Below are 15955 nucleotides of genomic sequence, written 5' to 3' on the forward strand. Positions count from 1 at the left end.
CCCTCACGCCCCAACCGGGCTTGTTCCCCCTGGAGTCATTCCATGCAACGTCGCGATTTTTCCCGTTCCCTGCTGGCCGCTGGCACCGCCGCCGTCGGGGCCGCTGGTGGCCTGGCTTTCACGCCGGCACTGGCCCAACGCATCGGCCCCAAAGAGGGCACGGACTTCGTCCGCATCGCCAAGCCTGTGCCGGTGGAGAGCCCGGCGGGTCAGGTGGAGGTGCTGGAGTTCTTTGCGTACAGCTGCATCCACTGTTTCAACTTCGAACCCGCCTTCGAAGAGTGGATCCAGAAGAAGCCCGCCCATGTCACGGTCAAGCGCGTGCCGGTGGCTTTCAGCCCGGCCTTCGTGCCCATGCAGCGTCTGTATTACTCGCTGGAGGCCATGAACCTGGTGGACAAGCTGCACGCCAAGGCGTTTGAGGCGATCCACACCGAGCGCCTGCCCCTGACCACGCCGCCCGCGATCATCGACTGGGTGGCCAAGCAGGGCGTGGACCGCGCGAAGTTCACCGAGATGTTCAACAGCGGCGCCACCGGCCAGAAGGCCCAGCGCGCGGCGCAGCTGCAGGATGCCTATGGTGTCGAGGGCACGCCGGCCCTGGGTATCGCCGGCCGGTACTACCTGCAGGGGCAGGGCCCGCGCACGCTGGTGGTGGCCAATGCGTTGATCGCCGAGGTGCGCGCCAAAGGCTGAGCCCCGCGCCTCTCGCGCCGTCTCGCAGTCCAGGCCCGCCTCGTGCGGGCCTTGTGATTTCTGAGCCCCTTTGGCCCCGTAAGCGGGGTTCACGCCGCTACAATGAATGCAAGTTTCGTGCCCTCAAATCCCATGCCCTCATTCACCTCTGTTTGCCGCGCCCTGCCCCGGGTGGTCTGCCTCACTGCCGCTTTGTGGTGCATCGGTGCCGCGCAAGCGGAGAAGGCCGATCGCAACCTGCCCCTGAACGCCGAAGCCGATGCCCTGCGTTACGACGACGCGCGACAGACCAGCGTGTTCACTGGCAACGTGGTCATCACCAAAGGCACCATCGTCATCCGCGGCGCGCAGGTCGAGGTGCGGCAGGACGCCCAGGGCAACCAGTTCGGCATCGTCAACGGCAACCCCGGCTTTTTCCGCCAGAAGCGCGACAACGTGGACGAGTTCATTGAAGGCACGGCGCAGCGCATCGACTACGACAGCAAGGCCGACACCGTGCGCTTCACCGGCAACGCCGTGCTCAAGCGCTTCAAGGGCACCCAGCTCAACGACGAAACCACGGGCAACGTGATCGTCTACAACAACACCACCGACGTGTTCACCGTCGACGGCGGCACCGCCAACCGCACCGCCTTCAACCCCACCGGCCGCGTGCGCGCCATGCTCACGCCCGTGCCGAAGGAAGGCGCGCCGGCCCCCGCACCGGTGCCTGTGCCGCCGGCCACGCTCAAGCCCAGCCCGCAGCTCGAAGAGGGGCGCCAGTGACGCAAGCGTCAGCCAGTCCGGCGGCGCCGCCCAAGCGCCGCCCCGCCAACCCGGTGGTCAGCCGCCTTGAAGCGCGCGGCCTGCAAAAGTCCTACGGCAGCCGAAAGGTCGTCAAGGACGTGTCGCTCGCGGTCTTCAAAGGCGAGGTGGTCGGCCTGCTGGGCCCCAATGGCGCGGGCAAGACCACGTCGTTCTACATGCTCGTGGGCCTGCTGCGCTCCGATGCCGGCGAAATCCTGCTCGATGGTCAACCCATCCAGAGCCTGCCGATTCACCGCCGCGCGCGCCTCGGTCTGGGCTACCTGCCGCAAGAGGCCTCGATCTTTCGCAAGCTCAGCGTGGCGGACAACGTGCGCGCGGTGCTGGAGCTGCAGGTGGACGAGCACGGCAAGTCGCTGGACAAGGCCACCATCGAGAGCCGGCTGGACGCCCTGCTGCAAGACCTGCACGTGGACCACCTGCGCGACTCGCCCGCGCCTGCGCTCTCCGGTGGCGAGCGCCGCCGTGTGGAGATCGCCCGCGCCCTGGCCACCGACCCGCGCTTCATCCTGCTCGACGAGCCCTTCGCCGGCATCGACCCGATTGCCGTGATCGAGATCCAGCGCATCATCGGCTTCCTCAAATCGCGTGGCATCGGCGTGCTGATCACCGACCACAACGTGCGCGAGACGCTGGGCATCTGCGACCGCGCGTACATCATCAACGACGGCCACGTGCTCACCAGCGGCACCCCCTCGGAGATCGTGGAAAACGCCGACGTGCGCCGCGTGTACCTCGGCGAACACTTCCGGATGTGAGGCGGTGAAGCAAGGCCTTTCCCTGCGGGTTTCGCAGCACCTGGCGCTCACGCCCCAGTTGCAGCAATCGATCCGCCTGCTGCAACTCTCCACGCTGGAGATGGCGCAGGAGGTCGAGCAGATGCTCGACGAAAACCCCTTCCTCGAACGCTCGGAAGACATGGCCGAGCGCGAGACCTTCGGGCTGGACCAGACCGATGTGCCGGTGAGCGCGGGCGAGCAGATCGCCGAGGCCTCGCTGCCCGATGCGCCAGGCCCGCTGCTCTCGCCCTCCGAGGTCACCACCAGCACCAGCAGCGAAGCCGGTGAGGGCGACGGTCTGGAGAGCAAGCTCGATGGCGCGACCCCGGTGGAGGAAAGCTGGGAAGGCGACGGCACCGTGGAAATGGCGCCCGACGACAGCGAGTGGGGCGGCGACGCGCCCGCGCGCAACAACGGCTCGGGCGACAGCGACGACACCGCCAGCGCCGCCGACCTCGCGCGCGCCCCCGTCAGCCTGCAAGACTTCCTGCACGACCAGGCGCGCTGCCTGCGCCTGTCCGACGAAGACCGCGCGGCGCTGTACTTCCTGATCGAGTCGCTGAACGAAGACGGCTACCTGGAAGAAAGCCTGGCCGAACTCGCCGACGCCTGGCTGCACCTCTCGGGCATGCCCCAGCTCGCGGGCGATCCCAACGACGCGCTGGAAGCGCGCGAAGCCATCGAGCAGCGCCTGACCGTGGCGCTGCAGCTGCTGCAGCACATGGAGCCTTCGGGCGTGGGCGCACGCGACCTCGGCGAATGCCTGCGCCTGCAGATCCTGGAACTGCGCAACACCGCCGAAGCGCGCGCCGCACTGGCCATCTGCAACCAGCCGCTGGAGCTCATGGCCAAGCGCGACGTCAAGCGCCTGTGCAACCTCTGCGGCATCGATGACGAAACCGTGCGCGCCGCGCTCGGGCTGATTGCGCGCCTGGAGCCCAAGCCCGGTCGCCGCTTCATCGACGTCGAGCGCAACGTGGTCGTGCCCGACGTCATCGTCACGCGCGCCGGCCGGGGCTTCAAGGTGATCCTGAACCCGGACGTGATGCCGCGCCTGCGCGTGCACGACGTGTACGCCAACGCCATGCGCCAGAACCGCGGCGGCCGCGACAACGGCGGCGAAGCCGGTCACGCCGCGATGCAGCAGCGCCTGCAGGAAGCGCGCTGGTTCATCAAGAACATCCAGCAGCGCTTCGACACCATCCTGCGCGTCTCCAGCGCCATCGTGGAGCGCCAGCGCAACTTCTTCATGCACGGCGAGCTCGCCATGCGCCCGCTGGTGCTGCGCGAGATTGCCGACGAACTCGGCCTGCACGAATCCACCATCAGCCGCGTGACCACCGCCAAGTACATGGCCACGCCGTTCGGCACCTACGAGCTCAAGTATTTCTTTGGCTCGTCGCTCGGCACCGAGACCGGTGGCAACGCGTCGAGCACCGCGGTGCGTGCGCTGCTCAAGCAGTTCATTGCCGCCGAAGAGCCCGCCAAGCCCCTGTCGGACAACCAGCTCTCCGACCTCCTGCGTGAGCAGGGCATCGAGTGCGCGCGCCGCACGGTGGCCAAGTACCGCGAGGCGCTGCGCATAGCGCCCGCCAATCTGCGCAAAGCACTTTGAACCAACTCCAAGTTTTCCTTCCCTGCGCCGCTGGCGTTGAGGACATGCTCGCCGCCGAGGTGCAGCGCATCACCGGCGAAGCCTCGCCCTACAAGGCGCGCGGCGGTGTGGCGCTCAATGCTTCCTGGCGCGATGCCATGCGCCTGAACCTGCACAGCCGCCTCACGCAGCGTGTGCTGGTGCAGCTCTGGCATGGCGGTTACCGCAACGAGCAGGATCTGTACAACGCCGCGTCCGACGTGGCGTGGGAAATCTGGTTCACACCGGCGCAAACGATCAAGGTCGAGATCACCGCGCAGCACAGCCCGCTGACCTCGCTCAATTTCGCGGCGCTCAAGGTGAAAGACGCCATCTGCGACCGCTTCCGCGCCAAGCGCGGCGAGCGGCCCAGCGTCAACACCACCTGGCCCGACGTGCGCATCTACGTGCACCTGACCACCGAAACGGTGAGCCTGTACATCGACACCTCGGGCGAGCCGCTGTTCAAGCGCGGCTGGCGCGAAGACAAGGGCGATGCGCCCCTGAAGGAAACGCTGGCGGCCGCCATGATCGCGGCCACCGGCTGGCAAGCCGGCGCCGACACGCCGCTGGACGAGATCGTGCCGCTGTACGACCCCTGCTGCGGCAGCGGCACGGTGGTGATCGAAGCCGCGCAGCTCGCGCTCAACATCGCGCCGGGCATGCTGCGCCGTTTCGCGTTTGAAAAGCTCCTGCCCTTCCAGCCCCATGTGTGGCAGGCCATCAAGGCCGACGCGAAGCAACAGCAACGCGAATGGCCGCAGGGCCACGCTCCCATCGTGTTTGGCAGCGATGTGTCCTTCCGCATGGTCGACTTCGCGCAGCGCAACGCCGAGCGTGCGGGCGTGTCGCACGCCGTGGAGCTGCGCGGTGGCGATGCCCTGCAGCGCACGCCGCCTACCGCGCGCCCTGGCCTCATGCTGCTCAACCCGCCGTATGGCGAGCGCATTGCCGCCGCCGGGGTGGCCGGCCAGAACGCCGAAGACCGCGCCAGCGCGCGTTCGCAGCGCATGGCCCCGCGCGCGCCACGCACCTTCACCGTGGGCGCGCCGCCACCACCTGCGGCGGGCCAGGGCCGCGAGAGCGCGCAGATGGCCGATGGCGGCGACGGCAGCGACTTCTTCAGCCAGCTCGCCGCCCACTGGAAAACCCACTACGCCGGCTGGAGCGCCTGGCTGCTCACGCCCGACCTCAAGCTGCCGGGCAAGATGCGCTTCAAGGAATCGCGCCGCGTGCCGCTGTGGAACGGCCCCATCGAATGCCGCCTGTTCCGCTTTGACCTCACGGCACGAAGGCAAGAAACACCCCCGCCGCGCTCCGCGCGACCCCCTCAAGGGGGCGATGCCTAGGACCGGCGCAGCCGGATCCGCGGCATCTCTGGACCAAGAGGCATCGCTCGTGAACCCGCTCGTGCTCGACACCAACATCGCGCTCGACCTCTTCGTGTTTCAGGACCCGGCCACCGCGCCCCTGCGTGACGCGCTGGAGCGCACGCCTGGTGAATGGATCGCCACCGCCGCCATGCGCGAAGAGCTGGCGCGCGTGCTGGCCTATCCGCAGATCGCGCGCCGCCTGATGGTGCAGGCGCGGCCCGCGCAGGCCGTGCTCGACGCCTTTGACCGCAGCGTGCGCCTCGTGCCCGATGCCCCCAAGGCCGCCTACACCTGCAAGGACGCCGACGACCAGAAGTTCATCGACCTAGCCGCCGAACACCGCGCCATCCTCGTGAGCAAAGACGACGCCGTGCTCTGCATGGCCCGTCGCCTCGCTCGCGTGGGCGTGCATGTCTGTCGAGAATGGAGACCCACCCATGCGCCATGAACGCGGTCTGTTGTCGCTGAGCTTCGCGCTGGTGCTGGCCCTGTGCTCGGGCCACGCCCTGGCCGTGCCGCGCTGTGAACTCAACGGCGAAAGCGTGAGCCCCAACAACGGCAACACCACCGCCGGCAAGACCGGCGTGATGCGCTGCGTGGACGACGACGGCCAAGTGCGCCTGCGCGAGCAAACCCTGCGCGATGGCCGGTTTGTGGGCCCCGTGGTGATGGTGCTGGCCAGCGGCGAGCGGCGCGAATACAGCGTGAACGAGCGCGGCAACCGCCACGGCCTGGCGCGCACGTTTGATGGCAAGGGAACGCTGCGCAAGGAAGAAAATCTCGACAACGGCAGCGCCGAAGGCGTGCAGAAAAACTTTGCCGAAGCCGGCCACCTGCAAGAGCTGTACTTTGCCGCCGAGCGCCGCACGGTGCTCACCATCGGCTACCTGGCCGACGGCGCGCTCACCGAGCTGCGCTGCGCGCCCCAGAGCGTGGTGCCGCAAGACCGCGAGGTGTGCGGCCACACCGGCCGCGCGAGCGACGTCACGCTCTACCGCGAAGCCGGCAAACCGGCAGGCACGGTGAGCTTCCTGCGCGGCCAGATGCAGCGCCAGAGCGTGCTTGACCGCGAAGGCCGCCTGGTGCGCACCGAAGAGCTCAAGGACGGCCGGCGCATCAAGCGCGTGTTCTACGCGTCGGGCAAGCCGCGCTCAGAAACCGACTTCATCGAGCGCGACCCCAACAGCGCCGGTGGGCGCGAAGGCGTGGCGCGCGAATGGGCCGAGAGCGGCCAGCTCACGCAAGAGACCGCCTGGGCCGACGGCTACGAGCAACGCATCCAGCAGTGGTACCTGAACGGCCAGCAGAAGCTGCGCCAGCAGATCCGCCGCCAGGGCCGCGAGCAGGAGCGCACCACCGAGAGCTTCTGGGACAACGGCAAGCCCGCAGCGGTCAACTTCGAGCGCAATGGTCGCCTCTTGGGCTGGCAGAAGTACTACACCGAAGACGGCGTGCTCATCCGCGAAGACGAGCACGGCGAACGCGGCGTGCTCCAGCGGCGCAAGCGCTACACCGAGCAGGGCGTGCTCGAGCGCGAAGAACGTTTTCTGGAAGACGGCTCGCGCATCTGAGAGCGCACAGCCTTCACACACGCGCAAGACGCCGGACCATGAGCCCCATCGACCTGCTGTCGCTCGCCACCGCCCTGGGCGCGGCCACGGTGGGCGGCGTGTTCTTCGCCTTCTCCAGCTTCGTCATGCGGGCCCTGGCCCAGCTGCCCGCCGCACAAGGCGTGGCGGCCATGCAGCGCATCAACGTGGTGGTGATCAACCCGTGGTTCATGGGCGTGTTCATCGGCACGCTGCTGCTGTCGGTGGCGTGCGTGGTGCTCGCGCTGCAGTCTTCGCACCCCTTGCAACTCGCCGCCGGGCTGCTGTACGCCATGGGCACCTTCGGTGTCACCGTGGCCTTCAACGTGCCGCGCAACGAGCGCCTGGCGCGCCTGGGCGCCGACACGCCTGAAGCCACCGCCTACTGGCCGATCTATGTGCGCGAATGGACGCGCTGGAACCATGTGCGCACGGTGGCGGCGCTGGCATCATCCCTTTGCATGCTGTTGGGGATGTACGCCTGAGCCGTCTTTGCTGCAAGCCGCAGCGCTGTAGACAGGGCAATCAGTCGTTGCACGATGATGTGGCGCTGTTGAGGGAGGACCAAAATGTCAGAAGCTAAAGGGCGACTTTGGAATGGTGGCACGGCGTTGGCGCTGGTGACGGCTGCCCTGTATTGCGTCAGTACTGCGTACTACGGTGGATTCATGGGTGTCTTGCGGCTCGATGCAGACGTGCTGGACCGCAACTTTCATCAGACGCTTTACCACGGCTTCCTGACCGCGTTCGTACCTGCGTTTCAGTTGCTGGCCATCGCAAGCGTCACCCTCTTTGCGTCTGCAGTGCTGGCCACACCAGCCATCGATGGCTTCTTGCGCCGCAACTGGCCAAGAAAGCGTGCCTTTCTGAGATTGAAGAAAGTGCTTTTGCGGGGCAAGGGCAGAACTCCAATGGAAGTCGCACAAAGAAGACTGGCCGGACATGCGCTTTGTAGTTTGGCTATTGCCATGTGCGTCATTTACTCGCTGGCGCACTTTGATCGTCTTGGGAAACGTGCTGCAGAAAAGGTGCTGACCCAACTAGAGGGGACTCTGCCCGACTCCACAATCGTGACGGTTCAGATCGACGGGCAATCGCGCCGCCTGCTGTACCTGACTTGCGGTGCTCGCAATTGTGCTGGTTTGGATCCGGTCACGCACATGGTCTATTACTTTCCGCAGAACGGTCATGCGTTCCGACATCCGAAGCCTTTGCTGTCGGAGGCTTCAGCGGTGTCTCATGACCTCAGAGTCGAGCCCCCCGCTGCTGTTCAGGCCAGTCCAAACCGTTCTGAGCTGGCCCGCTCCCAATAAGTGGTGAACACCGCGTGCTGCGCGGTCAGGTCGGTGAGCAGCGCACCCGGTGGCGTGGACGGCAGCAGGTTGGCGAGCAGGCGCACTTCGTTTTCGCTCACGCGGCGCACCAAGTGGTGCGAGGTGATCTGGCTGGGGTGCTGCAGGCCGGCGGCCTGCACCAGTTCCTGCAGCGCCATCAGCGTGTTCTGGTGGAAGTGGAAAACGCGCTCGGCCTTGTCAGGCACCACCAGCGCCTGCTGGCGCACCGGGTCTTGCGTGGTCACACCGGTGGGGCACTGGCCGGTGTGGCAGCTCTGCGCCTGGATGCAGCCCAGCGCAAACATGAAGCCGCGCGCGCTGTTGCACCAGTCCGCGCCGATGGCCAGGGCGCGCGCGATGTCGAAGGCGCTCACCACCTTGCCGGCGCAGCCCACCTTGATGTGCTCGCGCAGGTTCACGCCCACCAGCGTGTTGTGCACCAGGCGCAGGCCCTCCTGCAGGGGCGCGCCCACGTGGTCGGTGAATTCCAGTGGCGCTGCGCCCGTTCCGCCTTCGGCGCCGTCCACCACGATGAAGTCCGGGCGTACGCCGGTCTCCAGCATGGCCTTGACGATGGCGAACCATTCCCAGGGGTGGCCAATGCACAGCTTGAAGCCCACCGGCTTGCCGCCCGAGAGCTCGCGCAGCTGTGCGATGAAATGCATCATTTCCAGCGGCGTGGAAAACGCGCTGTGCGAGGCCGGTGACACACAGTCCACGCCCACCTGCACACCGCGCGCAGCGGCAATTTCCGGCGTGACCTTGGGGCCGGGCAGCACGCCACCGTGGCCCGGCTTGGCGCCCTGGCTCAGCTTGATCTCGATCATCTTCACCTGCGCGTCCATTGCGTTGGCCTGGAAGCGCTCGGGGCTGAAGCGCCCGTTCTCGTCGCGGCAGCCAAAGTAGCCCGAGCCAATTTCCCAGATGAGGTCGCCGCCGTGCAGGCGGTGCCAGGCCGAGATGGAGCCTTCGCCCGTGTCGTGCGCAAAGCGCCCGCGCTTCGCGCCCGCGTTCAGCGCCTGAATGGCGTTGGCCGAGAGCGCGCCAAAGCTCATGGCAGAAATGTTGAAGATGCTCGCGTCGTAAGGCTGCTTGCAGGCGTCACCGCCAATGAGCACCCGGAAGTCGTGCGTGCTCAGCGTGCTGGGTTGCATGGAGTGGTTGAGCCACTCGTGGCCGTCGGCGTTCATGTCGAGCTGCGAGCCAAAGGGGCGTTTGTCGGTTTCGCCCTTGGCACGCGCGTAGGCCAGGCTGCGCTGGCTGCGAGAGAACGGCGTGGCGTCGGTGTCGTTCTCCAGGAAGTACTGACGAATCTCGGGCCGAATCTTCTCCAGCATGAACCGCAGGTGCCCGATCACCGGGTAGTTGCGCAGCACCGAGCTCTTGGTCTGCCGCACATCCCACACGCCCACGGCCGACAAGCCCGCGAACACCAGAAACAGCAGCCCGCCCTCACCGGTGATCACCCACGCGAACAGGCTCAGCAGCGCGATCAGCACGCACAACGCAAAGGCCGTGTAGCGCACGGGGTAGAGGGCATTGAGTCGGTCCAGCATGCGGGCTTTCGTGAGGGGGTGGGGAATACACTGCGGGGCATCATAAAACCCGGCCTCTCGCCCAGCCTTTGCAGACCATGACCACCCAAACCCCCTCCGACCCCGCCGCCACGCTGGACCACGAAGACTACGACGCGCTCGACGCCATCCTGGACGACCTGCGCACACGCGGCGAAGACGTGCCGCAATGGGAGTTCTGCGAAGGCGCCATGGCCGCGCTGCTGTGCACGCGCCGCCCCATCGAGCCCGCCGAATGGCTGCCCGTGCTGCTGGGCACCGGCCCCTTGCCCACCGCGCCGCAGGAAGACGGCACGCACTTCAGCAACACCGCGCAATACGAGCAGTTCATGCAGCTGTGGTCACGCCGCAGCGCGGAAGTGGCCGCCTCGCTCGCCGCCAACGTGGACACCCTCGAAGACGAGCGCAGCTACCACCCCGAGCTGATGGACGTGCGCGGCGCAGTGGCTGCATTGCCTGAAGCCGAGCGCGCCGACTTCAAAGACCAGGAGCTGCCGGCCTATGCGCAGGTGTGGGCGCTGGGCTTCATGTTCGTGGTGGAAAACTGGGGCGAAGACTGGGAGCCCCCGCGCGACAAGGACACCGCCGCCTGGCTCGACGAAGCGCTGGACCGCATCGTCGCCCTGACCGAAGACGACACCGGCAAGCCCACCGTGAACATGCACGCGGAAGACGGCCCACCCAGCGTGAGCGACGACCGCCTCAACGACTTCGGCGCCGCCATCTGGGCCGTGTACGACCTGCACCAGATCGGCAAGAGCCTGGGCCCGCGCACCGAGCCCGTGCGCAAGGAAGCCACGCCGGGGCGCAACGACCCTTGCCCTTGCGGGAGCGGGAAGAAGTACAAGAAGTGTCATGGGGCTTGAGGAGTTGCAGGTGTTGCAGCCCAACCCCTGCCCTGTGAGCGACTGCATCTCAGCATGACAAAACATCGGGAAAAAAAGGCACAGTTCTATGCGCTGCGCTACCACGGGGGCAAGCGGAACAATGGGATTGCGAAGAAGCAGTACTTGGCTTGGCGAAGCGCGCAACAGCCGCCCGTACCCGAGCGGTGTGACAACCCCAGCTGTCATTTTTTCTCTGCGCCCTTGATATGGAATGAGGCGCCTCTAGCGTTGATTCTTGAGCACGCGAATGGCGTCAATACAGACAACCGTGCATCAAACCTCCGATTGCTTTGCCCCAATTGCGACTCGCAAAACACGGCGACCAGAGGCGGAGCCAATGCGGGGCGAGTCGTCAAGAGTGGTGGTGGCTTTGCGTTGGTGGAGCGTGACGGCAAGATGCAACACGTTTTGCCCGCCGAGACAGGTTCGTATGAACTGGGAGCCAAGGCTATCGAAAGACCAAACAATGCAGGTAAGAAATAGCGCCTGCGCCTTGCTAGCGACCGTCGACCACCTGAACAAATGAGCTCCGTCCAGACCCGCCTTGCCACTGTTGCCGACGTGGATGTCATAGCCCCTTTGTTTGACGCCTACCGGCAGTTTTACGAGCAAGCACCAGACTTGATGTTGGCCAGGGCGTTCATCGATGCGCGTTTGAGGAACGACGAATCGGTTGTGCTTCTGGCCTTTGGCGAAGACGGGCAGGCTGTGGGGTTCTGTCAGCTGTATCCCACTTTCTGCTCGGTCGAAGCCAAGCCGATCTATTCGCTCTATGACCTGTTTGTCGTTCCCGAGGCGAGACGCTCCGGCGCTGGCACAGTGCTTCTGAAAGCGGCGGAGAGGCTTGCCGTTGAGCGGGGCAAATCCAGGATGGACCTCACCACGGCCAAATCCAACATGGCTGCTCAAGCTGCCTACGAAGCACTGGGATAGCAGCGCGATGAGGTGTTCTTTGCGTACAGCAAGGCCGTGGAGGCATGATTGCCTTCACGCAGTACGAAATGCTCCGCGAGAAGGCCAACATCTGCACACAGTCTTTTCTACCTATGCCAAACGTCGATCGTTGCGTAGTCGGTTATGACCCAGGCGGCGATGGGAGCCACGGTGTTGCCGTTCTGCGTCTTCGTGATGGGATACCGGTCCAGCTTCAAACGGAAACGCTGCAGACTACCGAAGAGACCATCAAGTTCTTTTTGCAACTGCGAGGGCTTTCTGCTATCGGTGTGGACACATTGACCTGTTGGAGCACCGGCCCTGGTGGTTGGCGTCCCGCTGATCGATTCCTCCGATTCGAATATCCACAGGTAGCGCGAAGCGTCGTTACCCCCAATGGCTTGTATGGTTCTATGGGGCTCAATGGACCAGCAGTTGTACTGCAGTGCCGAGCTGCACTGCCAGCACTGCTTGTAACCGAGGCGCATCCCAAAGTGCTGCACTGGCACTTGTCAGGTCGACGCTATAACTTCAAAGATGATCGTGCTCTGATGGAAGAACTTCTGTGCGATGCACTGGGAGTCCCAGTCGTTACCGCGACTGAGCACGCATGGGATGCCGCGGTGTCTGCACTCGCCGCCCTCAAGGGTCTATTGGGCGAATGGTCACTCGACCTTCACCAGCGGCAATGCGAGCCGAATGAACGCCTTGTCTGGCCATGCGGCCCGGCACACTACTTCTGGCCTTCAGGAGATCGCTAGCTCTCTACTAAAGCAGGGGCATCCATCGGAATAGCACTTGGCTTGCGGAGTGCTGCCGATTTGTTTGGCGTGCTGCACGTCGTCGGCATTCCGTCAAGCGCGCGATTGACGACTGAACATTCATTCGCTTAAGATCGCGCCCACCCATGAAACCCAAAGACGACGACAAGCAGCAGGCGATCGCCCGCGCCACCCTGGCGCTGGTCGAGCGCGTTGGCTTGAGCGGGTTGACCATGGCTGGCATTGCGCGCGAGGCCGGCATTGCCACCGGCACGCTGTACGTCTACCACCGCTCCAAGGAAGAGCTGCTCAACGCGCTGTACGAGCAGGTCAAGGGGGCGCTGGTGGGGCTGATCGATGTGGACATCGACGCGGCCACGCCGTTTCGCACGCGCTTCCAGATGAACTGGACGCGGCTGCTGCGGCACCGGCTGGCGCATGGGCCCGAGGCGGTGTTCATGGACCAGTACTACAACTCCCCCTGGTTCAGCGAGGCGTCGCGGCAGTTTTCCGCGCGCTTTGCGGCGGGGTGCCTGCGTTTTTTTGATGAGGCCCGCGAGCAGCAGATCGTGAAGGACGCGCCGACCATGATGCTGGCGGCGCACTTCTTTGGCTCGGTGCGCGACACCGCCAGCCTGCTGCGCAGCGGCGACCTGCCCGATACCGAAGCGGCCCTGGCGCAGGCGTTTGGCCTGTGCTGGGATGGCATCAAGGCCTGAGCCGAGCATGAGACAACCCGAGCTTTTCCGTTGACATGCCGAATGAATGTTCATTCATTAACCAGCCCTCACCACCCCCACGACAGGAGAAAGCACCCATGGCCACCACGCTCAACATCAACGGCAAGGACGTGCGCGTCGACGCCGACGAATCCACCCCGATCCTCTGGGCCCTGCGCGACACGCTGGGCATGACGGGCACCAAGTTCGGCTGCGGCGCGGCGCTGTGCGGCGCCTGCACCGTGCACATGAACGGCGCGGCCATCCGCTCCTGCGTCACGCCGATTTCGGCGGCGGCGGGCCAGAAGATCACCACCATCGAAGCGGTGGCGACGGACCGCGTGGGCCAGGCCGTGCAGCAGGCCTGGGTGAAGGCCGACGTGGCCCAGTGCGGCTACTGCCAGAGCGGCCAGGTGATGAGCGCCACCGCGCTGCTCAAGTCCAACCCCAAGCCCAGCGACGCCGACATCGACGCCGCCATGGCCGGCAACATCTGCCGCTGCGGCACCTATGCGCGCGTGCGCATCGCCATCAAGGACGCGGCCCGTTCGCTGGCCTGAAGGAGAACCCCCCATGCACCTGCCTACCCATCTTTCTGCCGACCAGATCCAGTCTTTGCTGCCGCCGGCCATGGCGCAGCGTTTTTCCGCGCGCAACGCCGATGACGACGGCGCCGGCCTGGCGCGCCGCAGCTTCCTCAAGCTCGCCACCGCATCGGGCTTTGCGCTCGGCGCGTTCCCGCTGGTGGCCGGCGCCCAGCAAGGCGTGGCACCGGCCGCCGCCGGCCTCAAGGCCGACCGCCAGCCCGCCGCGTTCGTGAAGATCGCCCGCGATGGCGTGGTCACCGTCACCATCAACCGCCTGGAGTTTGGCCAGGGCACGCACACTGGCCTGGCCATGGTGCTGGCCGAAGAGCTGGACGCCGACTGGAGCCGCGTGAAGGCGGTGCACGGCAACGCCGACCCGGCCTACAACGACCCGGCCTTCGGCATGCAGATCACCGGCGGCTCCACCGCGGTGAAGCACTCGTACACGCAGTACCGCGAACTCGGCGCGCGCACCCGCGCCATGCTCGTGGCCGCCGCCGCCAAGCAGTGGAACGTGCCCGCCTCGTCGCTGGCCACCGAGCGTGGCGTGGTGATCGGCCCCGGAGGCAAGAAGCTCGGCTACGGCGAGCTGGCCGAGGCCGCCATGCAGCAGCCGGTACCGATGGAAGTGACGCTCAAGGACCCCGCGCGATTCAAGCTCATTGGCCAACCCACCACGCGGCTGGACTCACAAGCCAAGTCCAGCGGCCAGCAGGATTTCGGCATGGACGTGCGCCTGCCCGGCATGCTGACTGCCGTGCTCACGCACCCGCCGGTGTTCGGCAGCAAGGTGGCCGCGCTCGACGATGCCGCCGCCCGCGCCGTGCCCGGCGTGAAGGCCGTGATGCGCGTTCCGCTGCACGACGGTGGCGAAGGCGTGGCCGTGGTGGCCACGGGTTACTGGGCCGCCAAGCAGGGCCGCGACGCCCTCAAGGTGCAGTGGAACGACGCCGGCCGCGAAAAGGTCGACAGCGCGCAGCAGCTTGCCAGCTACCGCGCACTCGCCGCCAAAACCGGCAACCTCAAGCACGACGCCGACATTTCCGCGCTGGCCACCGCGCCCAACAAGATCAGCGCCGAGTTCGTGTTCCCCTACCTGGCGCACGCGCCCATGGAGCCGCTGAACTGCACGGTGCAGATCCAGGGCAGCGGCGCCTCAGCGCAGGCCACGGTGTGGACCGGCACGCAGATGCCCGGGCTGGACGCCGCCGCTGCAGCACGCACGCTGGGCATCAAGCCCGAGCAGGTGACGATGAACGTGCAGATGGCCGGCGGTGGCTTTGGCCGTCGCGGCCTGCTCACCAGCGACTTCGTGACCGAGGCCTGCACCATCGCCAAAGCCACGCAGGCCGCCGGCCTGAGCGCGGCGGTGCGCACCGTGTGGAGCCGCGAGGACGACATGCGCGGCGGCTACTACCGCCCCATGCACGTGCACCGCGCCGAAATCGGCTTTGACGCGCAGGGCAAGGTGCTCGCGTGGGACCACGTCATCGTGGGCCAGTCGATCATGGCCGGCACGTTCTTCGCGCCCATGATGGTCAAGAACGGCGTGGACGAGACCATGGTCGAAGGCATGGGCAAGCCGTACGACGTGCCCATGCGCCTCTCGGCCCACCACCCCCAGCTCAATGTGCCGGTGCTGTGGTGGCGCAGTGTGGGCTCCACGCACACGGGCTATGTGATGGAGACGCTGATCGACGAGATCGCGCGCGCCACGAAGCAAGACCCGGTGGCTTACCGCATGAAGCTCATGGACAGCAAGGCCGTGCGCCACCGCGCCGCGCTGCAGCTGGCTGTGGACAAGAGCGGCTACGGCAAGAAAACCCTGCCGGCCGGGCGCGCCTGGGGCGTGGCGGTGCACGAGTCGTTCGACTCAGTGGTGGCCTACGTGGTGGAAGCCTCGGTGGACAACGGCACGCCCAAGCTGCACCAGGTCACGGCCGGCGTGCACTGCAATCTTGCGGTGAACCCGAAGAGCGTGGAAGCGCAGATCCAGGGCGGCGCGCTCATGGGCCTGTCCATGTGCCTGCCGGGCGCGGCCATCACCCTGAAAGACGGCGTGGTGGAGCAAAGCAACTTTGGCGATTTCGCCGTGCCGCGCATCACCGACATGCCCGCCATCGCCGTGCACATCGTGCCCAGCGCCGACGCGCCCACCGGCGTGGGTGAGCCTGGCCTGCCGCCGCTGGCGCCCGCGTTTGCCAACGCCATTGCGCGCCTGACGGGCAAGCCACTGCGCGAGCTGCCGTTCAAGATGGCTTGACGGGGGGCTCCCCCCTGCGCCGC

General features: G+C 66.2%; 17 protein-coding genes. 16 read left to right on the forward strand and 1 reads right to left on the reverse strand.

Features of this window, described 5'->3' with window-relative positions; genetic code table 11:
• Positions 1-42 precede the first annotated feature (42 nt).
• The 9 genes from KXJ60_RS01390 to KXJ60_RS01430 all read left to right on the forward strand — a co-directional run bounded on the left by KXJ60_RS01390 (position 43) and on the right by KXJ60_RS01430 (position 8187).
• A complete protein-coding gene (locus tag KXJ60_RS01390; protein ID WP_291123612.1) occupies positions 43-696 on the forward strand; it encodes a thiol:disulfide interchange protein DsbA/DsbL in 654 nt (217 codons plus the stop codon).
• Positions 697-828: 132 nt separating this feature from the next.
• Positions 829-1461, forward strand: coding sequence for a lipopolysaccharide transport periplasmic protein LptA (lptA, locus tag KXJ60_RS01395; RefSeq protein ID WP_291123614.1), 633 nt, complete (start codon positions 829-831; stop codon positions 1459-1461).
• A 53-nt stretch (positions 1462-1514) separates the two neighbouring features.
• Positions 1515-2258, forward strand: coding sequence for an LPS export ABC transporter ATP-binding protein (lptB, locus tag KXJ60_RS01400; RefSeq protein ID WP_291123633.1), 744 nt, complete (start codon positions 1515-1517; stop codon positions 2256-2258).
• 4 nt (positions 2259-2262) lie between these two features.
• Entirely contained in the window at positions 2263-3894 is a 1632-nt protein-coding gene (rpoN, locus tag KXJ60_RS01405) for an RNA polymerase factor sigma-54 (RefSeq protein WP_291123616.1), read from the forward strand.
• Positions 3891-5261, forward strand: a complete 1371-nt coding sequence (locus tag KXJ60_RS01410; protein ID WP_291123618.1) for a THUMP domain-containing protein — start codon at positions 3891-3893, stop codon at positions 5259-5261. Before rpoN ends, KXJ60_RS01410 begins: the two co-directional genes overlap by 4 nt.
• Before the next feature lie 49 nt (positions 5262-5310).
• Positions 5311-5733 carry a putative toxin-antitoxin system toxin component, PIN family gene (locus KXJ60_RS01415; protein ID WP_291123620.1) on the forward strand — a complete coding sequence of 141 codons (423 nt, stop codon included), beginning with the start codon at positions 5311-5313 and terminating at the stop codon, positions 5731-5733.
• Positions 5723-6856, forward strand: coding sequence for a hypothetical protein (locus KXJ60_RS01420; protein ID WP_291123622.1), 1134 nt, complete (start codon positions 5723-5725; stop codon positions 6854-6856). Before KXJ60_RS01415 ends, KXJ60_RS01420 begins: the two co-directional genes overlap by 11 nt.
• Positions 6857-6894: 38 nt before the next feature.
• A complete protein-coding gene (locus KXJ60_RS01425) occupies positions 6895-7359 on the forward strand; it encodes an anthrone oxygenase family protein (protein ID WP_291123624.1) in 465 nt (154 codons plus the stop codon).
• An 84-nt stretch (positions 7360-7443) separates the two neighbouring features.
• Positions 7444-8187: a hypothetical protein gene (locus KXJ60_RS01430; protein WP_291123625.1), complete on the forward strand. Its 744-nt coding sequence runs from the start codon at positions 7444-7446 to the stop codon at positions 8185-8187.
• Here KXJ60_RS01430 and KXJ60_RS01435 read toward each other — a convergent pair.
• Complete coding sequence (locus tag KXJ60_RS01435; protein ID WP_291123626.1) at positions 8145-9764, reverse strand: FMN-binding glutamate synthase family protein; 1620 nt, start codon at positions 9762-9764, stop codon at positions 8145-8147. The genes KXJ60_RS01430 and KXJ60_RS01435 overlap by 43 nt on opposite strands.
• Positions 9765-9841: 77 nt before the next feature.
• Between KXJ60_RS01435 and KXJ60_RS01440 the strand changes: the two genes are divergently transcribed.
• From KXJ60_RS01440 to KXJ60_RS01470, 7 genes are all read left to right on the forward strand, one after another.
• Positions 9842-10648: a UPF0149 family protein gene (locus KXJ60_RS01440; protein WP_291123627.1), complete on the forward strand. Its 807-nt coding sequence runs from the start codon at positions 9842-9844 to the stop codon at positions 10646-10648.
• A 54-nt stretch (positions 10649-10702) separates the two neighbouring features.
• A complete protein-coding gene (locus KXJ60_RS01445; RefSeq protein ID WP_291123628.1) occupies positions 10703-11152 on the forward strand; it encodes a hypothetical protein in 450 nt (149 codons plus the stop codon).
• Between the two features lie 39 nt (positions 11153-11191).
• The gene (locus KXJ60_RS01450) at positions 11192-11602 is read left to right on the forward strand and encodes a GNAT family N-acetyltransferase (RefSeq protein WP_291123629.1); all 411 of its coding nucleotides are present in this window, start codon (positions 11192-11194) and stop codon (positions 11600-11602) included.
• A gap of 44 nt (positions 11603-11646) precedes the next feature.
• On the forward strand, positions 11647-12363 hold the full coding sequence (locus tag KXJ60_RS01455) for a hypothetical protein (protein WP_291123630.1): 717 nt from the start codon (positions 11647-11649) through the stop codon (positions 12361-12363).
• A 146-nt stretch (positions 12364-12509) separates the two neighbouring features.
• Positions 12510-13082 (forward strand): TetR/AcrR family transcriptional regulator, encoded by a 573-nt coding sequence (locus tag KXJ60_RS01460; RefSeq protein WP_291123631.1) that lies wholly within the window; start codon positions 12510-12512, stop codon positions 13080-13082.
• A 98-nt stretch (positions 13083-13180) separates the two neighbouring features.
• A complete protein-coding gene (locus KXJ60_RS01465) occupies positions 13181-13642 on the forward strand; it encodes a 2Fe-2S iron-sulfur cluster-binding protein (protein WP_291123632.1) in 462 nt (153 codons plus the stop codon).
• Between the two features lie 70 nt (positions 13643-13712).
• Complete coding sequence (locus KXJ60_RS01470; RefSeq protein WP_291123634.1) at positions 13713-15932, forward strand: xanthine dehydrogenase family protein molybdopterin-binding subunit; 2220 nt, start codon at positions 13713-13715, stop codon at positions 15930-15932.
• Positions 15933-15955: the final 23 nt, after the last annotated feature.

The sequence above is a fragment of the Hydrogenophaga sp. genome, assembly GCF_019264445.1.
Lineage (GTDB): Bacteria > Pseudomonadota > Gammaproteobacteria > Burkholderiales > Burkholderiaceae_C > Hydrogenophaga.